Source organism: Oceanobacillus neutriphilus (assembly GCF_014645515.1).
Taxonomy (GTDB): domain Bacteria; phylum Bacillota; class Bacilli; order Bacillales; family Amphibacillaceae; genus Oceanobacillus; species Oceanobacillus neutriphilus.
Genome location: NZ_BMLW01000001.1, coordinates 524344 through 550227, shown reverse-complemented (window position 1 = coordinate 550227; position 25884 = coordinate 524344). Strand labels below are relative to the sequence as shown.

Here is a 25884-nt window from a genome sequence, read left to right as displayed (position 1 = left end):
TTAATCCTCCAATGCTGCTCTAAGAAATCCATTTTTAGAAGCCAGTAACTGCTTTGCTTCTTTCATTTCCAAGTTTTTCTTAACCATAAGGATAGCCAGCTTCAACTGATAATCTGTTCTTGATAAGATTTGCTGTGCTTCTTCCAGGGAGATTTCTCCAACTGTGCTCAAAATACGTTCAGCTCTTCTTTTTAATTTTTTATTGGTTGCTTTTACATCTACCATCAAGTTTTCATATACTTTTCCAATACGAATCATTGAAATGGTAGACAGCATATTTAAAACTTTTTTCTGAGCTGTTCCTGATTTCAATCTTGTAGAACCAGAAAGTACTTCCGGCCCAACATCCAACTCAATTTTCAGTTGAGCACACTTGCCTATTTCCGAGTCTTTATTACATGCTAATGCTACAGTTTGCGCATTCTTTTCTTTCGCATAATTTAGAGCTCCTAAAACATAAGGTGTGCGTCCGCTTGCAGCAATTCCTACAACAATATCATTGCTGGATATTTTAAGCGCTTCCAAATCAGAGCTTCCTTGATTAAAGTCATCTTCAACTCCTTCTATTGCTTCAACAAATGCTTTATTTCCTCCAGCTAAAACGCCAATTACCTGATTCTTAGATACACCAAAGGTTGGGATACATTCCGCCGCGTCTAAGACGCCAAGACGGCCGCTCGTTCCAGCGCCTACATAAATTAATCTGCCTTTTTGCTCAAGGCATTTTGTAATTTCAGTAATTACAGCTTCGATATTCTTTTCTTGGTTCTCAATGGCAAGATCGACTGTTTTTTCTTCTTCATTCATTAATTGAATAATTTCAATCGTGCTGCATTGGTCGAGATTTTTGGTTCGGTTATTACGACTTTCTGTTAAAAGCTGTTCCAATTTTTCTCCTCCTTATTGGATTTTTATTAATAATAGAATAGCACTTATGAAATTTAATTTCAATATTTATTTTATTTTTTATGAAACTTTATGCAATTTGGTTTGTGATGTAATATAAAAGAGAGTTTTTTCCTTTGTGCAAGCCAATGAAAGAGCTTACAATATAATTAAGGAGGAGATCAAAAATGAAAAATGAGCCAGCAAAGCAGATTGTCTATGTGAATACTTTTACGGATGGAATCCTGGATCCAGAAAAAGCAATGCTTGGACCGGTGAAAGACGGAGGATATATTATTGCTAATACAGCACCGGGATGCTGGGGACCGATGATTACACCATCTCTTCAAGGCGGGCATGAAGTGACACAGCCGGTTTATGTTGAAGGAGCGGAGGTCGGGGACGCGGTAGCTATTCATATTTCTTCCATTCAAGTAACATCTATGGTTACTGCTTCCGGTAACGACCGTACCGTAGAAGGTCATTTTATTTCTGATCCTTTTGTAGACGCGAAATGTCCTGAATGTGGAATCGTCAATCCAGATACGGTTATAGCAGATGTCGGGTCAGAAGCAGTCCGGTGTTCAAATTGCGGAGCAGCAGTTAATCCTTTTCAGTTCACGAACGGATACACCATTGCCTTTGATGATGATAAAACAATAGGAGTTACGCTGCCAAAAGAAGCAGCCGAAGCCGTGGGAAAAGAAGGGCGTAAAAATATGTGCACACCTGAGCACTCTGTTCAAAATCCAATCGTATCTGTGGCTCCTCATGACATTGTAGGTATGGTCGCCAGAGTTCGGCCTTTTTTAGGACAAATCGGGACAACGCCTGCCAGAGCTATGCCGGATTCTCATAATGCAGGAGACTTTGGACAGTTCTTGCTGGACGCTCCCCACGATTACGGTATAACGAAAGAACAGCTGGAAGAACGTACAGATGGGCACATGGATATTAATCGGGTTCGGGAAGGAGCAATTTTAATTTGCCCTGTGAAAACAGATGGTGGCGGCATTTATCTTGGAGATATGCACGCGATGCAGGGAAATGGTGAAATTGCCGGGCATACAACGGATGTTTCTGGAATTGCTACGTTAAAGGTAAGCGTGCTAAAAGGTATTAAAATTGATGGGCCTATTTTACTCCCGGTTGAGGAGGACCTTCCATATAATGGGAAGCCGTTATCTGAACGGGAAAAGTCTGAAGCCTTAAAGGTTGCTAAAGCATATGGTTTTGAAAAAATCGAGGAGACTGCTCCTGTCTCATTTATCGGAACGGGAGCAGATTTAAATGAAGCGACGGATAATGGTTTAAATCGCGCAGCTTCTGTACTTGGAATGAGTGTGCCAGAAGTCATGAACCGCGCGACTGTTACGGGTTCTGTTGATATCGGACGTAATCCAGGGGTTGTGACAGTTACATTTTTAGCACCATTATCTGCACTGGAAGATGCCGGACTGGGGGAGATTGCGGTAAAGCATTATTGTTTATAGAATATTTAATTAGAAAAAACCGATGTAATAGAACTTCATCAAATAGTACTATTACATCGGGTACTTTTGGTCTTATAACTTTTACAACCTACTCAATCGCTTTTATCGATTTCTCCAATCTTTCCAAACCATACACCAATTTGCTGCGCGGACACCCAACGTTCATCCTCAAAAACTTTCCTTTGTTTACATGATAAACACTGCCGGACATAATTCCTACATCCCCGGTATTTACTAAAGCATGTTGAATTTCATCATCGGATGGTTGCAGGTTAGAGCAGTCAATCCATGCAAGGTATGTGGATTCCGGGATCTTAAAGGTTATCTCCGGAAGCTGGCTTTGGATAAAAGAAGATACAAGCTTCATATTTTCAGACAGGTAGTCCACTAGACTATCAACCCAATATGCAGAATGATTATATCCTTTGATAACAGAAAGCAGGCCGAATATAGATGCGCTTGATAAGCCGTCGCGCTGCTTCATGATAGTCAAAAATTGATCTCTTACTTTTTCATCCGGGATAAATGTATAGGATCCGCCTAAGCTTGGTGTATTAAATGTCTTACTGGCAGAGGTACAGATAAATACATTGTCTGGATTACCCGTTATACTAGTGATAGGTGTATAACTGTGATTTTGATAAACAATATCCATATGAATATCATCGGAAATAATTTTTACCTGATGCTTTTCACATAGCTTGATAATATGCTGCAATTCAATACGATTCCAGACTCTCCCTGTAGGGTTATGCGGATTACAGAAAAGCAGCACTTTTGCATTGGGATTGGAGAGCTGCTTTTCCAATAAATCAAAATCAATGGCATACGAGCCTTCTTTATAGAGCAGGGGATTCATGACCATTTCTCGGCCAGATGCGGATAACTGTTTAAAAAAAGCATCGTATCCCGGAGTTTGCAGGATGATTTGATCGTCTTCCTCTGTTAGAATTTCGATTAATTTGGAAATTGAATAAATAACACTTGGACTATAAACAATCCAATCAGCAGGCATATTGGCAGTAAAACGAGATTTGTACCAATAGGTGATGGCTGATTTATACGCATTGTGATTCCACCTCGTATAGCCAAATATCCCGTGTGCTGCATATTCTTCCATCGCCTGCAAAATCTCAGGCGGACTTTGAAAATCCATATCTGATATGGAAAAAGGGAGCACATCACTTTTACCGAAACGGTCTTTAGTGAAATCCCATTGTGTGCTATACGTTCCTTTTCGATTAATGACTCTATCAAATGGAATAGTCAAAAAAGCACCTCCTGGAAAATTAAAACGATAGCCCTGTATCTTCTGATTCTTCTACGTCGCTTTCCTTGCGCCAAAATCCTACTGTGAATGCGATAATGATTACGGCAGTGATAAGACCAATTAATAACATGAATGGACCGTTTACAAATGGCAGTCCCCAGATACCGATTGCCGCAGGGATTGGAGATTGCGCACCGAGCATTAATGCAATACCCCCGCCAATACCTGAACCAATCGTGATGGTTGGAATTACTTTTAAAGGTGTAGCTACTGCGTAGGGAATAGCGCCTTCCGTAATTCCTAATGTCCCCATCAATGCAGCTGGAATTGCGTTAGTCTTCTCAGATTTTGAGAATTTTTTAGGGAAGATCAGTGTCGCTAAAGACAGTCCCAGCGGTGCCCCCATAATACCGATCCAGCAAGCTGCCATAGGAGCATAAATTCCTTCAGCCAATGTAGCATAACAGAATGCCAAAGCGATTTTATTAACGGGTCCGCCCATATCAAATGCCATCATTGCTGCAATAATAAATCCTAAGATTAATAGATTGTTGCCCTCCATAGAATTTAGCCAGTTTTCCAACCCTGTCATTGCCGGGGCTAGTGGCATGGAAATTAACGACATGAAAATGGCGGAAGCACCAATACCAAGTACTGGGATGATCATAATCGGCTTAATTACTGCTATGTTGGGATGCATCGGTATTTTTTTCAACTGGTTGGTGATCCAGCCTGCGAAGAAACCGACCAAAATACCGCCGATATATCCAGTACCAAGTTCAGATGCAAACACACCGCTTGCTAAACCAACTGCAATTCCTGGCCTGTCAGCAATGGAATAAGAAATATAACCTGAAATCATTGGAACCATCAAACCTAAAGCCCATACTCCATAGTTAGATAACTGTTCGCCTAGAGCTGTATCTTCACCAATGATTACTCCTAATGAAAGTAATATACCGCCAGCGACGACAATAGGAATCATATAAGAAACCCCGGTCATCAGATGTTTTTTAGCTGCGTTCCACATAGGTCTCACTCCTGTTTTTTTTTATAGTTTTGCTATTGCATCCTCAATGACCTTCGCAGCATTCTTAACTGCGGCTGCAACAGGGACTTCGTGAATAGTTTTACCATCAAACCTGTTTGCTTTTTCGATCTTTGTATCAATTGCCCAAATGACTAAATCAGCTTTTTCCAAGTCTGTTGCTTTGATTTCATTTTCGATTCCCATAGAGCCTTGCGTTTCTACTTTTATTTTGTGTCCCATCTTTTTTGCTGCTTTTTCTAACCCTTTTTTTGCCATATACGTATGCGCTACCCCGGCTGGACATGCAGTTACTGCTAAAATATTCATGATTAAATCTCTCCTTTGTCTGTGAAAATATCAGTAATAGTTGTAAGAATTTCATGTTTCGTACTTGCTGAAAGTAATGAATGGATGAAATGTTCTTCCATCAGGTTCTCTGATAACGTTGCTAATAATTTCAAGTGAAAGTTTCCTTCATGTTCGGTCGGAACAGCTAATGCGATCAATAACTGCACCGGTTTATCATCCATTGCTTTCCAATCGACAGCATCTTTTAGTGTTATTACGCAGATAGCGGGCTTAAGCACTTCTTTCATTTTTGCATGGGGGATTGCAATTCCGCTGCCAAACCCGGTTGTTGCGTTTTTTTCTCGTTCCATCATTCCATGGTAATAAGCTTCTGCACTTTTTACGCATCCGGCTTTCAAAACAAGATCAGCAATTTTTCTCAATGCTTCTTCTTTTGATCGTGCTTCGACATTAAGCTCAACTAAACTGTCATTTATTAATTCTGATTTATTCATAGATGATTCTCCTAACTAAATAGACTCAATAATGTCTAAGAATGCGTCATAATTTTTAGACAAACATAGTTTTTTTACATTTTCAGGTGACTGAATAATTTCGTACAAAGATTCGAATATCTCCTGAAATTTTGTCTGCAGTCTTTTTTCCAAAACGATGATTATCACTAATTGGACTTCCTCTGCGTCTGACCATTTTAATGGTTTCTCCAATATAGCAGTGCAGATAAAGGATTGACTGGAGAGCATATGCAGCGGGTGGGGAATGGCAACCATGTTTCCAATGGAGGTAGGAGATATTCGTTCACGTTCCATAATAGAATCCCGGATTTCTTTTTCTATAAAACCCTGTTGAATCATCGCTTTTGTCATCGTTTCCAGCATCTCCGTTTTTGTTTCCGGTTTTAAATTCTGGAAAAACAATTCTCTGCGGAAAAATGGTTGGATGATTTTATTTTTGTTATGTATTTTCTTTAATGTATTCTGAATTGTTACGATATCCTTATCATCCAAAATAGACGGCACATGTACGACCGGTATTTCCAGATGCCTTTCAATTGGAACAGTCGTCAAAATAAAGTCGGGTTTTTGTTTTAAAAGTTCATCCAGCTGATGCAGAGCATATACGCCAATAAGGTTATAGCTGTTACCCAGTACGTGAGACAGCTTTGTTAGAAGCAGCTCTGACGTTGCCATTCCTGAAGCACATACCAATGCAATTTTCTTCTTCGATACGTATTTTATCCGTTGTCTTTCAATAGCTGCGCCCAAATGTAAAGCTAAAAATCCGATTTCATTTTGATTTACCTGAAAACCTGTAGCTTTTTCCACACAATGTGCTGCAATAACACCTGTTTCAAATGCAAGTGGATATTTAATTTTTATTTCATCAATCATCGGATTTCGGATATTCATATTGAAGGTGAGTCTTGTTACTAATTGTTTCAAGTGCAGGCCGAGACTATAAAATAATTCTTCATCCTCATCAATATGCAGGCCCTTCAAGCCGATTTTAGTTTGTTCCATAATCTCCATCGTTAATTGAAAGATGTCTTTGCCTAAATATAATTTCAGATTTGGAAAAGATATTTCTCCTTTTTTACCTAATCTGTTGCCAACTAAATGTAAAGCAACATACTCAATTTCCTGTTCAGGATTCTGGATATCATAAAGTGTTTCAATAGATTTATTAATCTTTTCAGCTATTCTGTATTCATTCTCCTTTTTGAGAAACTCGATATGGTTGATAGAGCTGATATGCTGGCCGCTTTTAATTCTGCCGATGGCAATCATGATATGAATGACGATTTTATTTAAGGTATCATCCATGACTTCCATATCATTTCTACTTAATTCATCGAGGATTATTTTTTTAATTTTATTTATATCATCCTCAAAGAAGTAATAACCAAAGCTGTTGACAAGTTTAAGAATCAAACGGCTATCAAATTCTTCACTGTGTATAAAGTAATCAGAAATGCAGAATCGTTTATTAACTTCATTTCCATCTGCTCTAATTCCCTGATGGTCTTTAACTATTTTAATGTTATAGCTATTTAGAATCTGCTTTATTCTCTTCAAGTCATTCTTAATCGTGGATTCACTTACGTACAACTCATTCATAAATGCTTCAATTTTTATGCTCTTATTAGCATATAAGAGTCTTTTAATGATGAATTGTACTCTATCTTCAGGTGTGACAGTGACGGACGGATTATCAAGCAGATAATTTTCTGCTTCCACTTTATAAAGCAATTTTTTTAGCTGGTCTTCAGATTCTGCAGTTATTTTATAGCCTTTACTCTTTTTGGATACAATTTCTGTGTTGAATTCTTTCATTTTATAATTTATTGTTTTGATATCTTCACGTATCGTTCTTGATGTCACCCCCAATTTCAATGCGAGTTTATCACTTGTGATAAATTCATTTGTTGAAGAAAGTATCTTCATTATTTCTGACATTCTTAAGGTTAAATATAAGGACATTTTATATCCCCCTAATTTTATTTTAGTTAATGAATCTAAAGGTGCACAGGGAGTCTTTTTCCGTTAGGTAGAGGAAATGGGTTACTTAAAGCGAATGGGGGAGGAGGGGATAAAGAGGGAACCCAATCTGGGTTTATCATTCGCAGAGAAATCAGTATGTTTCCTCTGCGAATGATAAAAAATGAGCGACTAGGTACTAAATGTAAATACCGTTTCCTTATGATAAATTTCATCTGGTTCCAGTAATATTTTAGGCAAACCAGCGTGATGTAACGACGCAGATGGCGCTTGGGTTTCAAAACAAACTCCCAGATATGGTTCGGACATGCTTCCTTTTAATGAGATACCATAAGGTAAGCTATTTGCCGTATACATGACCATACCCGGCTGGTCTGTTTTAACTTGCATTATCCGGCCAGAGTTTTCATCAAATACAGTCACATTGGATTGATCTGAGTGGTCAAATTGGAAGAAATGGTCGTACCCGCCGCCAACGATTTGGTTTTGGTCATGTTGAGAAAGAAGACCATCACGCAATTTGCGTCCTTTCCGGAAGTCGAAGGGGGTCCCTTTAGCGTTCCATATCTCTCCTGTCGGAATGAGCGCAGAATCTAGTGGTAACACCTTCCTGCTATCCATGGTTACGAGATGATTTTCTACAGTATGCTTTGCATTTCCAGCAAGGTTAAAATAGGTATGGTTCGTCAAGCTGAGAGGTGTCGTTTTATCGGTAGTTGCTCTATACTTGATCCGAAATTGATTATCAGCGTGTAAGGAATAGGTCACTTCCACATCAACCGTTCCTGGGTAACCGCCTTCCTCATTGACACTTCGATGTGTTAATTTTAATCCTGCTATTTCATCTTTCAGAAAAGGTTCTACGTTCCAAATTACTTGATGAAATCCAAAGCCCCCGGAATGCAGATGATGGTTACCTTCATTCTTTTCTAATCGATAGTTGTTATCATTGATAGAAAAAAGGCTGTCTTGAATTCTTCCGGCAACGCGGCCTATAATCGCGCCGAAGTAGAATGGGTCTGTTTCATAGTCTTCTAGTTTAGGATAGCCAAGAACGATGTTTTCCATTGCCCCTTCTCGGTCAGGGACAATGATATCGGTAATAACCCCTCCATAATTCAATACATTAACTATCATCCCGGAATTATTTGTTAAAGAATAAGTTTTAATGTTATTTGTCATTTGATTTTCGATGATGTTCAACGGTTGTCAGCTCCTTTTGGTGCTTTATATTTTAGTTACTTTCTGAAGATGATTTTTCAAAAAAATCTCTACAGAGAATGCAGCTACACCCAAAGCTGTAGAATGAGTAGTTAATTCAGCAAAATCGATTTGTAAGTCCTTTTGGCTAAACCATAATGAATGTTCTTCGATCCATTTCGTTAATGTTGGCTGCAGCCATGGTTGTGCCTTTGCAATTCGGTTACCAATAATGACTTGTTCTGGATTAAAAATATTAATCATATTATTTATGCCTATTCCTAAATATTTCCCTACCGATTCTATTATTTCTATAATTTGTTGGTCATCCTGTTCTGCCAAAGTGATAATATGTTCCAAAGAAAATTCAGTATGCATTAAATCTTCTCTTTCTAAACCTTCAATTCCTCTTAGTAATGCTTTCTCCGAGGCATATAGTTCCCAACATCCTACATTGCCGCAGCTGCATTTTTCACCGCTTGTTTCAATTGTCATATGGCCGAATTCTCCAGAGAACCCATTGTTGCCGACGTATAGTTCATCTTGAATAATGATACCTACACCGATACCAATACCAACACTGATATATAAAATATTATGGTAACCTTTTCCGATACCAAATCTTCTTTCCGCGTGAGCTCCGGCGTTGGCTTCATTCTCGATAGTTACTGGGACACTATATCTGTTTTCTAAAATCATTTTCAAATCAACATTTTCCCATTTCAGATTTGGAGCAAGAAGAATTTTCTTTGATTTATCTACAATACCAGGTACACCTACGCCAATTCCGATAAGCCCATAGGGACTTTCTTGGGTATGAGCTATCAGTGTGTCGATCATCTGATATAATTCTTCCAGGGTTTCTTCGTATGTAAGATGATGAATGGAGGAATGTTTTTCAAATAAGATATTTCCGTTTAGATCGGTTACCATACCTAAAATATAATTTACGCCTAAGTCCACGCCAATAGAATATCCAGCATGATGATTAAAGGATAGGATAAGTGGTTTTCTGCCACCACTCGATTCACCTGGTCCAAATTCATTAATCAATTTTTCTTCCAATAATTCGTTGACAAGGGAAGAGACAGTACCTTTGTTTAACCCTGTTCTGTTTGCGATTTCAGCTCTGGAGATAGTGGAATTAGCCCTTACCATGTCCAGGACGAGCATTTTATTTTCTTGCTTAACGACATACTGGTTCCAAGTTTTATTCGCTTTCATTCGATTCCTGCCCCTTTTTCTATTTTTCTCTATTTTAGCATACAAAAAAATAAAAATAAAACTTAGTTCAGACAATAGACAAACTAAGATTAGAATGATACACTCTTAGTGAAAGCAGTTACATTTTTACAATTGGAGGAAAATAAAATGACATATTTTAAAACGGTAAATAAAGTAAATTATGAGGGAGCAGCATCCACTAATCCATATGCATTCAAATTTTATAATCCGGAAGAGGTTGTTGGCGGTAAAACGATGGAGGAGATTCTCCGTTTTGGTGTGGCATACTGGCATACTTTCACCGAAGATCTTTCTGATCCATTTGGAACAGGTACTGCCATTCGGCCTTGGAATCAATATAAAGGTTTGGATTTAGCAAAAGCACGTGTAGAGGCGGCGTTTGAGTTCTTTGAGAAATTAAATGTACCTTATTTTTGTTTCCATGATGTCGATATTGCTCCTGAGGGAGATACATTAAAAGAAACAAATGCAAACTTGGATACGATTGTAGCCATGATCAAAAATTATATGAAAGACAGTAAGGTAAAACTATTATGGAATACAGCAAATAATTTTAGTCATCCGCGTTTTGTTCATGGTGCTGCTTCTTCCAACCATGCTGATGTATTCGCATACGCGGCTGCTAAGGTGAAGAAAGGTTTGGAAGTTGGAAAAGAACTAGGAGCAGAAAGTTATGTTTTCTGGGGTGGACGCGAGGGGTACGAAACCCTGTTAAATACAGATATGAAATTAGAGATGGATAATCTTGGCCGTTTCTTCCATATGGCAGTAGACTATTCAAAAGAGATTGGATTTGATGCCCAATTCTTAATTGAGCCAAAACCAAAAGAACCAACGACACATCAATATGACTTTGATGTGGCAAGTGGCTATGCATTCCTGCAACGCTATGGTTTACAAGATGATTTTAAGTTCAATATTGAAGCAAATCATGCGACATTGGCTGGCCATACGTTTGAACACGAGCTTCGTTACGCCAGAATTCATGGAATGTTAGGCTCCGTTGATGCGAACCAGGGACATCCACTGCTTGGGTGGGATACAGACGAATTTCCGACAGATATTTATTCGAACGTTCTTGCTATGTATGAGATTCTCAAAAACAATGGATTAGGAAACGGCGGGTTGAACTTTGATGCGAAAGTGCGCCGGGGCTCCTTTACTCCAGAAGATTTATTCCGTGCCCATATCGCAGGAATGGATGGTTTTGCTGTTGGTTTGAAAGTTGCTCAGCGATTGATTGATGATAAGGTACTTGAAAATATCGTGGATGATCGTTATGAAAGCTATCGCAGTGGTATTGGGTTAGATATTGTAGAAGGAAAGACTGATTTTCATCAGTTGGAAAAACATGCGTTAGAATTAACAGATATTACAAATAAATCTGGTAAACTCGAACAAATAAAAGCAACTATTAACCAATACTTGTTAACAACATTTGTGAAATAATAAGAATGTTTCTGGAAAAAGGAAGTGAGCAGCAGTGAAATACGTTATTGGTGTTGATTTAGGTACAAGCGCCGTCAAGCTTCTTTTGGTAAATCAGAATGGAAAAGTGGTTGAGGAAGTTTCAAAGCCCTGCCAGCTGTTTCAAGAAAAAGCGGGATATAGCGAGCAGGACCCGGAAGATTGGGTGAAACAAACTATAGCTGGCTTGACAGAGTTACTTGAGGCTTTCAACGGTGATGCCCAAGATATTGAAGGAATAAGTTTCTCTGGGCAAATGCATGGTCTGGTTCTTTTAAATAAGAAAGGTCACGTATTACGCAGAGCCATTCTCTGGAATGATACAAGAACAACCAAAGAATGTGAAGAAATAGAAACGCGTATCGGTCGAGAGCGCTTATTAGAAATTACTAAAAATCTAGCATTGGAAGGGTTTACCCTTCCGAAACTGCTTTGGGTAAAAAATCATGAACCGGATATTTTTCAACAAGCAGTCCGCTTTGTTTTACCAAAAGACTATGTCCGTTACCGGTTAACTGGCAAATTACAGATGGAATACTCTGACGCAGCAGGTACGTTACTGCTTGATATAACTAAAAAAGCCTGGAGTGAGGATATTTGTAATGCATTGGATATCGATCCGGATATTTGCCCGCCATTAATCGATTCTCATACGGAGATCGGCACGATTACCAATGAAATAGCTCAGGTTACAGGACTTCATCCCGCTACAAGTGTTTTTGCAGGTGGTGCTGATAATGCATGTGGCGCCATTGGAGCAGGCGTTTTAACAGAAGGGAAAACCCTTGCAAGTATTGGAACGTCTGGTGTTGTTCTTTCCTATGAAACGAGCGATGATTCAGATTTCGGCGGGAAAGTCCATTACTTTAACCATGCTGCACCAGATGGTTTTTATGCCATGGGAGTTACCCTTGCAGCTGGATACAGTTTATCGTGGTTTAAAGATGTGTTCGCTAAAGATATGGATTACGAAACCTTGTTGCAAGATGTAGGCAGCGTTCCGATTGGCTCGAATGGGTTATTGTTTACTCCTTATATTGTTGGTGAAAGAAGCCCGCATGTAGATGCAACTATTCGCGGAAGCTTTATTGGAATGGATGCCCTCCATGAACGGAAACATTTTACACGGTCGGTATTGGAAGGGATTACTTTTTCTCTTAATGAGTCCATTGAAATCTTCCGCAGCCAAGGGAAAAAAATTGGACAAATCGTATCTATTGGAGGCGGTGCCAAAAATGAATATTGGCTGCAGATGCAAGCTGACATTTTTAACGCTGATATAATCAAATTACAAAGTGAACAAGGACCCGGCATGGGAGCTGCTATGCTTGCAGCGTATGGTTGTGGCTGGTTTGACTCATTGCAATCATGTGCGGATACATTTTTGAAGGAAGATAAAGTGTATAAACCGATAGAAGAAAATGTGCAAAAATATAAAGAATTATTTACGTTGTATCGCAGTGTTTATCCAGCTACAAAGGATGTATGTAAAGGACTATTAAAGCTGCGATAGTTTCCTTTTGGTTAATGAAAAATGGGAAGGCGGGAATATAAATGTTTGATGAATTGATAGATAGAAGAAAAACGAATTCAGCTAAGTGGGAAGAAGCTATTCGTGATACACAATCAGAAGATGTTATTCCCCTTTCCGTAGCTGATATGGATTTTCCTACAACAAACGAAGTCATTGAGGCTATGGAGAAGGCTGCAAATCATGGAATCTATGGGTATACGAATCTCTCCGAACGATATTTCCAAGCTGTACAGGAATGGATGAATAAAAGATATGCTTGGGAGGTTAATCGGAGTTGGATTGTGTTCTGTCCAAGAATTATACAAGCGGTTTCTTTGATTATCCAGAATTTCACGAATGTTGGAGATAGGATTGTTGTGCAAACGCCATTATATCAACCATTGCAAAACGCTGTTGAATTAAATGACCGGACACTCGTAACAAATCCGCTGCGTTATAAAAACGAGAGCTATGAGATGGATTTTGAAGATTTGGAGAGGAAATTTGCTTCGGGTGCAAAGGTATTTATTCTCTGTTCCCCGCATAACCCGGTAGGCAGGGTATGGAATGAAGAAGAATTGATTCATTTGAGTAATTTATGTGTAAAATATGATGTCCTTCTTATTTCGGATGAAGTACATGCGGATTTTACATGGGACAAGCCATATATTCCTATTGGTAAAGTGAAGGGGATAGAAGACAAATTTATTGTATGTACGTCGCCAGCTAAGACATTTAATATACCAGGCTTAGAGGTTTCGAATATTATTATACCGAATCAACAGCTTCGTGAAAAATTCCAGCATGTTTTAAAACAAACTGGATTTCATAACCCTGTATATTTTTCTGCTTTGGCGCTAGAACAAGCTTATTTATATGGAGAAGATTGGATAGCTGATGTTAAAAGCTATATTTATGAGAATTATGAATTTATAAGAAATTATATAGCTGCGCATTTTCCTGAACTGCATATTGTTCATTGGGAAGGCACATACATGCTATGGATTGATTATAGTAGTACAGGCTTAAATGAAAAGGCTATTAGAAAGTGGCTGTTTAATGAATCAAAAGTTGCGGTATCTCTAGGTTCTTCATTTAGTACAGATGGTGAAGGATTTTTTAGAATAAATATTGCAACCCAAAGAGCAAGATTGCAAGAAGCTTTACACAGAATGAAAGTACATTATCCAAAAATTAGAGTGAGGGATTAATGATGAAAAAACAGCCTAGTTTATTCTTAGCTTTGATACCTGTTTTGAGTATGCTTATCTTACTAAGTGTTGGGATAGGAATGTATGATTTGCCACCAGAGCCGTTGATTATTGTTTCTGCGATTATTGCTGGTATTATTGCGATTTATCTTGGCTACAGTTATGATGAAATTCTTACATCTGTATCTGAAAAAATTGGAAAGATTATGCCAGCTATTTTAATCTTGATTACGGTTGGTTTTATGATTGGTTCCTGGATGATAGGTGGAACTATCCCTATGCTTATTTATTATGGGTTAGAGATTATTAGCCCTAAATTTTTACTTGTTACTGCCTTTCTCGTTACGGCTATTGTATCTATTTTTACGGGTACCTCATGGGGCTCCGCGGGCAGTATTGGTGTAGCTTTTATGGGCGTAGCGATTGGCATGGATACGAACTTAGCAGCAGTTGCTGGAGCGGTTGTCTCCGGAGCATATTTCGGCGATAAATTATCTCCGCTATCAGATACAACAAATTTGGCATCTCTTTCAACAGGGGTGGATCTCTATGAACATATTAAACATTTGATATGGACAACAGGACCAGGTTTTATTGTTGCTGGCGTGGTTTATTTAATAGCCGGATATATTATCTCGGGTGGTACAGGAAGTATACCAGATAATGTTTACTTGATTATGGATACATTAAGGGAAACATTCCACTGGAATCTATTGTACTTACTCCCTTTGGCTATCGTGTTAGCTGGTGCGATTATGAAAAAACCGACGATCCCTGTCATGCTTATCGCTTCATTTATAGCTTTAATAAATGCGATGGTTTTTGAAGGAGCATCCATCAGCCAAGTAGTTATAGCTACAGTAAATGGATTTGATATTTCTATGGTTGGATTAGAACCGTCTCAAGTGGTAGAAGATATCCCGAATTTGTTGGATCGTGGCGGAATGATGTCGATGATGAATACATTATTAATTGCAATCTGCGCAATCACCTTTGCTGCAACGATGATGGTCTCTGATTCCTTAAATGTTATTATCCGAAATCTATTGAAATTAGTTAAAGGAACTGGAGGTTTGATTCTAACTACTGTTATTACTGGATTAACTACAATTGGTGTAACAAGTAATGGACAAGTTTCGATTATAATACCTGGGGAATCACTGAAAGATGCCTATGTGAAAAGAGGTTTACATCCGAAGAATTTATCCAGAACAATTGAAGATTCGGTAACGGTTATTGAACCGATATTACCTTGGACAGCTGCAGGAGCGTATATGGCTGGTACGTTAGGCGTGGCAACGTTATCTTACTTGCCTTGGGCTGTATTATGTTACACAGGAGTTATCTTCGCTCTTATTTGGGGATATACCGGAATAGGTATTGCGAAATTAGATGACGAGCAAGAGGAAGGGAAAAAGGCTTCGAATGAATAGAGGTTTGAAGCAGATGGTTGACCTGTATTTTATTTTTGGTTAGTTACGTAAGCGGATAATAATAAATTGCTGCTGATGATGTAGCAAAATCCTGCGTATTCTTTTGTTCGGATTATGCAAAAAATGTTACAGGGAAGAATTTATATGTGGATGCGGGATATGTGTTGAATTGATGGTGTATTGTTACTTGTTACTGATGGGAAAAGTTTAGATGCTGATTGGTTTTAGTGTAGACTATCATTTGTCTCAGCATAATAAAAGACACCTCTGCTAATTTGGTGGTCATTCCAGACAAATCATCTGTACCAAAAAAGAGAGGTGTTTTTTACTTGATGTGAAATTTAAATCAATTACTTAGAAATTCTTATATTGAAGGTTTTCCTTATTAAATTTATCTTTTTGGTGCTCTGTATCCAGCATCTTGAGCTTCTGCTTCCGAACAAAACCAGTCAACAACATTTGTCGTTCGATCATAATAGGTGCTGCCGGGAGTATGATAGATTCCCGATGTACTTCCTTTAATGTTACAATCACTTTCAGCTGGTTGTGATGTACTGGTATCAGCAGAGTCTTCTTCAGAGGTATCTGAAGCGTCTGCAGTGGAGTTACTGGAACTGTCAGCTTCTTGGCTTGCTTCCAGCTGCTGTTGTAATTCACTATTACTTTCTTTTAATGTAGTAATTTCCTCGGACAGTGATTCATTTTCTTCCTTAATTGACTCATAATCTTCTAACTTTTCGTTTTCTTCTTTTAATGCAGTAATTTCCTCAGACAGCGATTCATTTTCTTCCTTAATTGACTCATAATCTTCTAATTTCTCATTTTCCTCTTTTAATTCATCAACCTGACTTTGTAATTCATCATATTCTTCTTGAAGGGTGGAATTAGCATTTTCTAATTCTTCGATTTCAGCAGTTAATTCTTCATTCTTTTCTATTTCTTTATCTAAGTCCGCAGTATTATCAGCACCTTCAGTTCCACACCCGCTTAAAATAGTGAGAAGCATAGCTAACGCTAATACGGGGAGATATTTTTTCTTCATTTTCCCTTTGGGTGGTAGATGCGATAAAGTATAGATGGCTAAGCCTGATAATACAAGAATCATTGATAATACGATTAGAGTATCCATTGTTATACCTCCATTAAAAGTCCAATATATTTAATATGTAATGTTATGACCAATAGCAAATGGTTTACAGAGTAGCAGTATTTGTCAATTAATTTATACTTGTAAGTGCAGCTGTGCTTATATACTAATCAAAAACAGATGTAGCTTGATATGTTATTTAGCATATAAAAAGGGGATATCGTTTCTTTCAGAGCAGCTATGGTAAAAATCAATAGCGTTTTACCAAAATAAAAGGAACAAAAAACAGCTGGCGTTAAGCGCTTTCTTTTCACTTCCTCTCTGTAAGTATGTAATTGAAAAAACTTAGCTATAAAGTGATACGCACTTTATAATATTTTCTATCAAATAGTAACCACTATAAATAATGTAACATATTAGTAATGTTTTTGTAAAATTTTCTTAATTTTATAGAACAATGGACTGCCATGGTATTAGAAAGTTAATGATTCTTAGCTGATTTGTCATTCTTCAAAGATAAACGAATCACAAAGACCATAAATACTCAGAAAAAGTAATGGCTGGAACTGTGGGGGAGGAAGAGGGTTGTTGCAGTTCGTTGTTTTGATAACACTACTTGTTTCAGGTACATGTGATGCCATCCTATATAATATTTAGGGAAAAAAGATGCTAAGATAGAAAATAATCTTCATTTTTAAAAGGTTAATAGAATAAGTGTCTATTTCTTCAATTATCAAGTAGAATAATTGGAAACACATATAAATTGGAGGTAAGGAATATGACGCAGCAATATAATTATAAAAACGCGCAATTGATAGAATTGGATGCTCCCGCTCCTGATTGCACAGAAACACCGATAATGATAGATGATAAAACCATGCAGCAGCGAAGAGAAAAGGTTTTACAAGAGATGCGGCGGGATGAATTGGATGCACTACTGATTTATGCGGATGTGGAACATGGAGGGAATTTTGAATATTTAGTTGGTTTTATTCCCAGATTTGAAGAGGCTTTATTAGTCCTTCATTCTAACGGAGATGCTTTCCTGGTTTTGGGAAATGAAAACTATAATAAAGTACAATATTCAAGAATTTCTGCGCAGGGAATTCACTGTCCGCACTTTTCACTGCCTAATCAGCCAATGGAACCTCACCATACCATTTCAAGCGTTCTTCAGGAAGCTGGAATGAAGAAGGCAATGAAAATTGGAATGGCAGGGTGGAAGCATTTTACCAGCAGCGTCGAGGATAACCAAAATCTATTTGATATTCCTTCTTTTATTGTAGATGCAGTACGGGAAATTATTGAAAAGGAAGGCTCCATCACTAATAAAACAGATATCTTCATTGCCGGGGAACGTGGCGTACGAAGAGTGAATAGTGCTAATGAAATTGCGCATTATGAATTTGGAGCATCACTGGCCTCAGATTGTGTTTTACGAACAATGGACAAACTGGAGCTTGGTATTTCTGAGATGCAATTAGGAAATGAGCTCAATGCTTACGGCCAAAGAAATAACGTAGTGACAATCGCATCAACGGGTAAAAGATTCGAAAAAGGTAATTTATACCCAACTCAAGAAAAGGTAAAGTTAGGAGATGCAATCTCTTTAACCGTAGGATACAAAGGCGGATTATCGAGCAGATCTGGATATGCTGTAATGAATCGCTCTGAACTTCTACATAGCAAAAAAGATTATGTGGAAGATTTGGCAGCACCATACTATACCGCAATTACAGCCTGGCTTGAGAATATTCAAGTCGGGATGACAGGTGGAGATATGTATAATTTAGTTAATCATGTTTTGCCACAGGAGGAATATCATTGGGGATTATGCCCAGGGCATTTAACAGCAGATGAAGAATGGTTATCATCACCAATCTATGAGAATTCAGATGAATTAATCAAAAGCGGAATGATTTTTCAGACGGATATTATCCCTCGTGTTGCTGGATATGACGGGGTTTCTGTCGAAAGTACAGTAGCTATTGCAGATGGGGATTTAAAGCAGAAGATTAGAGAAGAATATCCAGCACTTTGGGAAAGAATCATTAAAAGACAAAAATATATAAAAGATATGCTTGGAATCAATTTAAGTGAAAATGTTTTACCGTTATGCAGTACGGTTGCTTATCTGCGCCCGTATCTTTTGAATAAAAGGCTTGTATTTCATTATGACCATAGTGGGTGACTTTAAGCAATCATGATGAATAGTTTTAAAAGCTTGGATTTTCTGTAAATACATGTGTATTAAGATTAGCAGGAAAAGTTATTGACGGATGACTTTTCCTGCTATTTTTTGATTTTATTAGACTAATCAAGACTTCTTTATCTATTCATTTCTTAAATTAATAATTTCTCTAATATTGTGGAGGATATGGAAAAAGATAAACATTTCATTATCTTAAAAAAAGTCTTATAATGTATAGCAATATTGTAAGAATCCACTAACAACAAAGGGTGATATAAATGTTGAAAGATGATATACTTCATTTTCTCGAGGAGAAGACGCCTTTACTCAATATAGATAAACTATCAGACGAGTTCACAGCAAATAAAATTGCGGAGCTTTTTAATGTAAAGCGCAATACAATAAGTCATTACCTTAACCAGATGGTAGAAGAAGAAAATGTGATTAAAATTAATACACGTCCGGTTTATTTCTTGCATCGGAACGTGTTTGAAAATATTTTTTCTCCTGTTCAAGCTTGTGTTTTTGACAGTTTGGAATCACTTAAACATCAAATTGAGAGCGCAAACAATAAAGCTGATATTTTGAATCAATTGGTTGGGGCGGATGGGAGCATGAAAAAAGCAATTGACCAAATAAAGTCCTCCGTACTGTACCCGGGTGGCGGTCTGCCCCTTATTTTATGTGGACCGACCGGTGTTGGAAAAAGCTATACTGCCAACCTTATTTATCAGTTTAGTATTGAAAAAGGGGTTTTATCGAAAGGCGCCCCTTTTATCAGTTTCAATTGTGCTCAATATGCAAATAATCCTGAACTTCTTTCCAGCAACCTGTTTGGTTATGTGAAGGGGGCTTTTACTGGGGCTGATCAGGCTTCCAAAGGTATGTTGGAGGCTGCTGATGGCGGGATCCTATTTTTGGATGAGGTTCACCGGTTGAATGAAGAAGGGCAGGAGAAATTATTTACATTCCTTGATCAAGGTGTTTACCGGAGGATGGGAGAAACGGAAGGCTGGCATCAGGCGAATGTAAGAATAATTTTTGCAACAACGTTTGATTTGGAAGGCAATTTCCTTAAAACGTTTTTACGCCGAATTCCTATACGAATTACAATTCCGAGTCTTGAACAACGGGATGTTAAAGAAAAACAGGAGTTTGTGTATATGTTTATGATTGATGAAGCAAAAAAGCTTCAATTACCGATTCATATTTCGAATAGAGCTCTGGATACACTAATAAGTCATCATTATCAAGGGAACTTAGGTGATTTGAAAAATACGGTTAGATATCTAGTTGCTTCATCTTTTGCAAAGGATACGCATTCAGAATGTATATCTATTACATTACAAGATTTGCCTGATAATATTTTGCGGGAAACAGTACAATTAGCAAATCAGAAATTGAAGAAAAAAAATAATATTATTATTAATCCTGACACAACGTTGCATCAGCTTTTTGCATCAAATTTCTCAAGTACAGATGATATTAAGAAAACATACCATACCATCCTGCATTTATTTAGGGATAAATACAGGAAGGATTCGGACAATAAGCATCTGGAACTGCATATTTTTAATGAAATTCTCGCTTTATTTGATAGATTCATTTTTTTTAATACGGAAAAAAGTACTGGCGCTCTAATGGAAGTAATTACTGTAAATGTACAGGAAGTGCTCAGATACATGGAAAGTACGAATAACGTAAAATTCAATGGAAACAGTGTATTTGCCATGGCGCATTTTCTTTACTTTAGAGGAACTAACCCAATAGAATACACAGCTGAGCAAAAAAGAATCATTAAACAAATGGATGATTTTATTACGGAAAATTATCAAGCAGAACTTTTATTAGTAACACAGCTGGTAGAAATGTTAAATAATAAACTTGATGTACACATTAGCAAGATGGATGAATGGCTTCTTACTTTTTATTTGAGGAGCCAGTCGATTGAGCCGGCCAATGATCAGCGTATGAAAGCAATTATTTTGGCACATGGCTATGCAACAGCGAGCAGTATTGCTAATGTTGCAAACCGTTTGCTTAATGAAAACATATTTGAGGCTTTTGATATGCCGTTGGATACATCAATAGATGATATTGTAAAAAGCGTCCTGCATTATGTTGAACGCAGGGATGTTTCTAATGGTTTAGTCATTTTAGTAGATATGGGTTCATTAAAGGATATCTATCCCCGGTTTACAAAATATATTGATGGACCAATTGCAATTATTAATAATGTTTCTACACAAACAGCCTTATTAGTTGGAGAAATGCTGGGAAAAGGATTTTATTTAACGGATATGATTAAAAAGCTAAAGATTGCCAATGAAACGGAATACAGTATTATCTACCCGGAGAAGAAAAAAGAAAAGGTGATTATCACCTCCTGTTTTACGGGAATGGGGACAGCTTTACAGATTCAGAAATTATTAGAGAAAAGCATTCCCCAGAGTTTGGATATGAAAATCATAGCTCATGATTTTCATCGATTGGAGGAGTCGGGTTATACGGATGCTATATTTCAACTGTATGATGTTTTAGGAATAGTCGGAACGGCAGACCCAGGAATCAGTGAGATAGATTATATTTCTATTGAAGATTTAATTTCTGGACAGGGAGAAGAAAAGTTCGAAAAAATATTACAGCCTGTTATCAGTAATGACCAAATTGAAGATATAAATAATAATCTCTTACGAAACTTTTCACTTGAACGGGTAATTGCCACTGTTACCATTCTTGATACTGAAAAAATTATATCTTATGTTGAAGAGTTTTTAAATCGACTGGAAATGTTATTAAACCAGAAGATTCCAAATGATAAAAAGATAGGCCTGTATGTTCATACAAGCTGTTTAATAGAGCGCTTGATCAGGCATGAACCAATAGAAATATATCAGAACATCGATGAATTGATGAAGTGTCAAAGAAATGAAATAGAAATAATAAAAGAAGCATTTAGTGTCATTGCATCCGTATATAGTGTCGAAATAAATATTGCCGAGATTGGATATATTTACGATTATATTTCATCAGCATCTGCTTCGGAAAGCGTTTTCTAGTTTGTGTATAGCTATTATATTTAAAGCGTGCCACTAACTTGGCACGCTTTTTGCTTATGAATAAGTGAAAAGGAGAATCAAGAGAAAGGAGGGCGGGGACTGATAGAAATGAAACGATTCTTGAGATTAAGTAAGCAGGAAGAAGATGTTCAATAAAGGTAAAGATAAGTGCAATTTTTTTATAAATAACTGGAGGGATTATTTTGGAAAAGAAACTTTATTATATAGAACCCGTTTTTGAATCAAAGCTATGGGGAGGCAATACATTAAAAAAATATTTTAATTTTAATACCGATTTGGAAAACATTGCTTTAGCTTATCATGTTATTGCACTTCCTAATCACCTTGACTGTAACGTAAAAGATTTAAATATACCTTTATCAGAGTTTTATCAGCGTAATAAAAATGAATTATTTAAATGTGATAGAGAAGCGTTGCCTGTAAGAACTGATTCATCAAATGCTGTTGATAAACTTTCAATTCAGCTTCATCCTAATGATGAATATGGTCTTAAGCATGATAATATGGCCGGAAAAGTGGAAAGTACTATTGTTCTTACTCATGATGAGAACGGTAAGAAATTGATGGGCCATCATGCAAAAACGAGAGAAGAATTCAAGCAGCTGGTAGAGAAGAAAGATTGGGATACGCTTTTCAGAATTGTAGATTATAAAAAAGGGCAATTTACACACCTGCCTACGGGTACGCTTCATGGTTCATTAGAGGTTCCTGAAAATAAAGAAAGTATTCATTTTACTTTTGAAACGAATAGTGATTTAACATATAGATTATATGATTTTGACAGAAATGATCCAAACCGTCCGCTTCATGTTGAAAAAATTATTGATACTGTAAATGTACCTGATAATGAAATTAACCCTTTAGACCCTGTTATTGAATCCAGAGAGGGATACCGGCTGATAAAGTATGTGGATGAAAAGGGGATTTTCACAAGCTTCCAGTTAGAGGTCTCCAGTGGAGGTATATACAATATGGATGAATTTGTGTTTTTAACTTGTGTCAACGGTGAAGGAAGAATTAATGACTATGATATTAAACTGGGTGAAACTATTTTTGTACCCGCTAAATTCGGGGATTTAAAACTTTCAGGGAAGATGAAATTATGTGGCATTTCATATAAAGGCTAGGAAAATAGCAAATAATATTTTTTGGTTACTTGAGAAGCAGGTTTAAAAAAGTAGAGTGGCTGCTATAAATTGGCCGCTGTAAAATCGTTGAAATCATAAATAAAGAGGGATTGCTGTGGCAGTACATTATATTATTGCATCACATGGAAATATGGCAAAGGGAATTTATCATACTTACAACTATATCACGCAATGCGAGCCGGAAAACCTTTACATTATTAATGCTTACACCGAAAATGATTCTCCCGCAATACAAATCGATAGATGTTTGTCTGGAATACCAGAGGAGGATAAGATACTGGTTTTTACGGATATACGTCAGGGCAGCATTAATCAGTTATTCTATACCCGTCTTGCACAATATGATTTTTTCCTGGTGACAGGGATGAATCTATCCTTACTTTTAGAATTAATGACTATTAAGGAAGAAGAGCTTAATGAAAGAAAAATACAACAGGTAGTGGAGGAAGCAAGAAGGGAGATAGAATTTATGAATATTAGATTTAAGGCCGGACAGCTGGAAAATGATGATTCACAGGAAAATGATTTTATGATGTAGTTTAAATTTTGATTGGAGGATGAGGGAAGATGATAGTCGAGATAAGGCTTGATGAACGGCTGGTTCATGGACAAACGATGACCAATTGGATGTCTTTTTTTGGAGCAACTCATGTATTGGTAGTAAATGAAGCAACTGCTAATGACCCGTTACAAGTGACAGCTTTAAAAATGGCTGTTACCGGAAATTATAAGTTATTAGTTACGAATACAGAAAAAGCTGCTGATATTCTTAACGATGAAAGGTCCAAAAACTTTAAAATTTATGTATTGTGTAAAACACCACAGGATGTCTTAGAACTGACAAAGTTAGTTCCAGGAATAAAAGAAGTAAATCTGGCATCTTATGGTCGTATTGAGAAAGCAAACGTTCCCAATCGTAAAGAGTTGGTTAGTGGACAACTTATCGTAGACGATGAAGACTTACAAACTTTACGTGAAATAGAATCTTCTGGAATTAAGTGTGTTATGCATGTACTGCCGGCAACCCAAAGGACGAAGCTTAATATTGGCTCTTTAAAGTACTAAAATTAAATCGCAATATTTTGAAAGCGTTTCCTGTTTGCTTTTTTAAACAGTAAACAATTGGTAGATCGGTGATTTGTATCTAGTTTATCAGCTTGATTTTAAGTAAAGGGAGGGAAATACGATGTTTTGGACCGCGATGATGTCTGCCCTTGTTTATGAAGTCGCTTTTCTCATGAACAATTTGTTACCAAATACGCTAGCTTATCGTCCTATTGTAGTCGGGCCTGTTATGGGGCTGTTACTGGGAGATCTCACAACAGGGATTATTCTTGGAGCAGCACTGGAAGTCATTTTTCTGGGGATTGTTAATGTAGGGAATGCACAAGGTGCTGATTTTACGGGTGCGACTATTATAGCTGTTGCATTTGTGATTTTAAACGGAGTAACGCATGAAGAGGCGATTGCGCTGGCACTTCCAATAGCAGCAGTAATTGAGGTGTTTCGCAGTTTTGATGGGATGATTGGAGATTTACTTAACCCTCTCCCGGATAAAGCATTGAAAAAAGGGAATCAGTTTCAGTATGGTCTGGTAACCTTTATCAGCACATGTATACGTTTACTGCCTGGAGCCATCGCTACTTTTTTTGCTATTTACTTTGGTGGAGAATTTGTTAGAAGCTTTATGGATGCTATGCCGGATTTCGTGATAAGTGGAGTTCAAGCATTTGGTGCTATCATGCCTGCCCTTGGGATGGCTATGATGCTGAACCTATTATGGAATAAAAAAATGGCTATTTTCTTTGTGCTAGGATTCTTTGTGACTATTTATACAAATCTGGATGTCCTGTTTTTAACGATTATAGCAGTTACTATAGCGGTATTAGATTATTTCTGGTTTGGAGATGGTCCTAAATCTAATAATAATAATAATAATATGGATGAAACCAACGGCGGGTTTAATGAGGAGGAGAACTTTCTATCATGAGTAAACTTACAGAAGGCATACCTAAAGAAGAGCTGAAGTTATTACGCAGAATATACTGGCGGTCACAAAGCTATGCATTGCATTTCTGCTATAGCCGCTGGTGTGGGAATGCTACTCCGTGGATCATCTGGCCATATTTAAACTGGCTATACCCGAATCCTGAAGATAAACCAAAGAAAATTAAAGCTCTGAAGCGAGAACAAGGTCTGATGAATATTAATCCACAGATGGCTCCTATAATGTATTCGTTGTTTTGCAGATTGGAAAAGGAGGCCCGGGATAACTCCAATTTTGACACTAAATCAATAGATGCTATCCGGGCCGGCTTGCAGGGGCCTTTGTCAGGAGTCGGAGATGCGATATGGTGGGTAACCTGGCGATTACTTGCTACTGGATTAGCCTTACCTTTTTCTAATCAGGGAAGCCTGATTGGACCGATTATTTTCTTTTTCGGTCTCAATATTCCAAGTTATATGTTTCGTTATGTTGTGTTATATACTTCCTACAAAATGGGTTCTGAGATAATTACCAAAGCACAGGAATCCGGAATATTCGATAAACTGATCCGGGGAGCATCTATTGTCGGTCTGATCATGATTGGATACATGGTTGCAAGCTATGTTTCTGTGCCATTAGACTTATCATTCCATATTTTGGATGAGGATTATAATATATTAGAAATGATTAACGATATTGTTCCGGGAATTTTATCTCTGGGTGTATTGGCGCTGATGATGAAACTGTTAAGAAAAAATGTAAGAATCATGACCATTATTTTTGGGCTAATGGCTATATGTATCTTATTTGCCTTTATTGGTATTTTTTAATAGAGAA

Annotated in this window: 22 protein-coding genes; 13 read left to right on the top strand and 9 right to left on the bottom strand. The window is 37.4% G+C overall.

Annotation, left to right across the window (positions count from 1 at the left end):
• Complete coding sequence (gene murQ / locus IEX29_RS02505; protein ID WP_188732905.1) at positions 1 to 888, bottom strand: N-acetylmuramic acid 6-phosphate etherase; 888 nt, start codon at positions 886 to 888, stop codon at positions 1 to 3.
• A gap of 185 nt (positions 889 to 1073) precedes the next feature.
• On the opposite strand from murQ, the gene IEX29_RS02500 reads away from it, so the two are divergent.
• Positions 1074 to 2378, top strand: a complete 1305-nt coding sequence (locus tag IEX29_RS02500) for an acetamidase/formamidase family protein (protein ID WP_188732904.1) — start codon at positions 1074 to 1076, stop codon at positions 2376 to 2378.
• A gap of 88 nt (positions 2379 to 2466) precedes the next feature.
• On the opposite strand, the gene IEX29_RS02495 is transcribed toward IEX29_RS02500, so the two are convergent.
• The 7 genes from IEX29_RS02495 to IEX29_RS02465 form a co-directional block, all read right to left on the bottom strand.
• On the bottom strand, positions 2467 to 3648 hold the full coding sequence (locus IEX29_RS02495; RefSeq protein ID WP_188732903.1) for a MalY/PatB family protein: 1182 nt from the start codon (positions 3646 to 3648) through the stop codon (positions 2467 to 2469).
• 19 nt (positions 3649 to 3667) lie between these two features.
• Entirely contained in the window at positions 3668 to 4678 is a 1011-nt protein-coding gene (locus IEX29_RS02490; protein WP_188732902.1) for a PTS fructose transporter subunit IIC, read from the bottom strand.
• A 21-nt stretch (positions 4679 to 4699) separates the two neighbouring features.
• A complete protein-coding gene (locus IEX29_RS02485) occupies positions 4700 to 5005 on the bottom strand; it encodes a PTS fructose transporter subunit IIB (RefSeq protein ID WP_188732901.1) in 306 nt (101 codons plus the stop codon).
• A gap of 2 nt (positions 5006 to 5007) precedes the next feature.
• On the bottom strand, positions 5008 to 5481 hold the full coding sequence (locus IEX29_RS02480; RefSeq protein WP_188732900.1) for a PTS sugar transporter subunit IIA: 474 nt from the start codon (positions 5479 to 5481) through the stop codon (positions 5008 to 5010).
• A 15-nt stretch (positions 5482 to 5496) separates the two neighbouring features.
• A complete protein-coding gene (locus tag IEX29_RS02475; protein WP_188732899.1) occupies positions 5497 to 7467 on the bottom strand; it encodes a BglG family transcription antiterminator in 1971 nt (656 codons plus the stop codon).
• Positions 7468 to 7656: 189 nt separating this feature from the next.
• The gene (locus IEX29_RS02470; RefSeq protein ID WP_229720057.1) at positions 7657 to 8688 is read right to left on the bottom strand and encodes an aldose epimerase family protein; all 1032 of its coding nucleotides are present in this window, start codon (positions 8686 to 8688) and stop codon (positions 7657 to 7659) included.
• 24 nt (positions 8689 to 8712) lie between these two features.
• Entirely contained in the window at positions 8713 to 9909 is a 1197-nt protein-coding gene (locus tag IEX29_RS02465; RefSeq protein WP_188732898.1) for an ROK family transcriptional regulator, read from the bottom strand.
• 147 nt (positions 9910 to 10056) lie between these two features.
• On the opposite strand from IEX29_RS02465, the gene xylA reads away from it, so the two are divergent.
• From xylA to IEX29_RS27170, 5 genes are all read left to right on the top strand, one after another.
• Positions 10057 to 11379, top strand: a complete 1323-nt coding sequence (gene xylA / locus IEX29_RS02460; RefSeq protein ID WP_188732897.1) for a xylose isomerase — start codon at positions 10057 to 10059, stop codon at positions 11377 to 11379.
• Between the two features lie 34 nt (positions 11380 to 11413).
• Entirely contained in the window at positions 11414 to 12910 is a 1497-nt protein-coding gene (xylB, locus tag IEX29_RS02455) for a xylulokinase (RefSeq protein WP_188732896.1), read from the top strand.
• A gap of 41 nt (positions 12911 to 12951) precedes the next feature.
• Positions 12952 to 14121 (top strand): MalY/PatB family protein, encoded by a 1170-nt coding sequence (locus IEX29_RS02450; RefSeq protein ID WP_188732895.1) that lies wholly within the window; start codon positions 12952 to 12954, stop codon positions 14119 to 14121.
• Positions 14121 to 15554: a Na+/H+ antiporter NhaC gene (gene nhaC, locus IEX29_RS02445; protein ID WP_188732894.1), complete on the top strand. Its 1434-nt coding sequence runs from the start codon at positions 14121 to 14123 to the stop codon at positions 15552 to 15554. The genes IEX29_RS02450 and nhaC overlap by 1 nt, the downstream gene beginning before the upstream one ends.
• Positions 15555 to 15619: 65 nt before the next feature.
• Positions 15620 to 15727, top strand: coding sequence for an SDR family oxidoreductase (locus IEX29_RS27170; RefSeq protein ID WP_188733054.1), 108 nt, complete (start codon positions 15620 to 15622; stop codon positions 15725 to 15727).
• Between the two features lie 218 nt (positions 15728 to 15945).
• Here IEX29_RS27170 and IEX29_RS02435 read toward each other — a convergent pair whose 3' ends face one another.
• The gene (locus IEX29_RS02435; RefSeq protein WP_188732893.1) at positions 15946 to 16683 is read right to left on the bottom strand and encodes a sunset domain-containing protein; all 738 of its coding nucleotides are present in this window, start codon (positions 16681 to 16683) and stop codon (positions 15946 to 15948) included.
• 736 nt (positions 16684 to 17419) lie between these two features.
• On the opposite strand from IEX29_RS02435, the gene IEX29_RS02430 reads away from it, so the two are divergent.
• The 7 genes from IEX29_RS02430 to IEX29_RS02400 all read left to right on the top strand — a co-directional run bounded on the left by IEX29_RS02430 (position 17420) and on the right by IEX29_RS02400 (position 25877).
• Complete coding sequence (locus IEX29_RS02430; RefSeq protein WP_188732892.1) at positions 17420 to 18832, top strand: M24 family metallopeptidase; 1413 nt, start codon at positions 17420 to 17422, stop codon at positions 18830 to 18832.
• 278 nt (positions 18833 to 19110) lie between these two features.
• On the top strand, positions 19111 to 21891 hold the full coding sequence (locus tag IEX29_RS02425) for a sigma-54-dependent transcriptional regulator (RefSeq protein ID WP_188732891.1): 2781 nt from the start codon (positions 19111 to 19113) through the stop codon (positions 21889 to 21891).
• A 203-nt stretch (positions 21892 to 22094) separates the two neighbouring features.
• Positions 22095 to 23039 carry a class I mannose-6-phosphate isomerase gene (locus IEX29_RS02420; RefSeq protein WP_188732890.1) on the top strand — a complete coding sequence of 315 codons (945 nt, stop codon included), beginning with the start codon at positions 22095 to 22097 and terminating at the stop codon, positions 23037 to 23039.
• A 115-nt stretch (positions 23040 to 23154) separates the two neighbouring features.
• Positions 23155 to 23598: a PTS sugar transporter subunit IIA gene (locus tag IEX29_RS02415; protein ID WP_188732889.1), complete on the top strand. Its 444-nt coding sequence runs from the start codon at positions 23155 to 23157 to the stop codon at positions 23596 to 23598.
• A 29-nt stretch (positions 23599 to 23627) separates the two neighbouring features.
• The gene (locus IEX29_RS02410) at positions 23628 to 24125 is read left to right on the top strand and encodes a PTS sugar transporter subunit IIB (protein WP_188732888.1); all 498 of its coding nucleotides are present in this window, start codon (positions 23628 to 23630) and stop codon (positions 24123 to 24125) included.
• Between the two features lie 121 nt (positions 24126 to 24246).
• On the top strand, positions 24247 to 25050 hold the full coding sequence (locus IEX29_RS02405) for a PTS sugar transporter subunit IIC (protein WP_188732887.1): 804 nt from the start codon (positions 24247 to 24249) through the stop codon (positions 25048 to 25050).
• A complete protein-coding gene (locus IEX29_RS02400) occupies positions 25047 to 25877 on the top strand; it encodes a PTS system mannose/fructose/sorbose family transporter subunit IID (RefSeq protein WP_188732886.1) in 831 nt (276 codons plus the stop codon). Before IEX29_RS02405 ends, IEX29_RS02400 begins: the two co-directional genes overlap by 4 nt.
• Positions 25878 to 25884 lie beyond the last annotated feature (7 nt).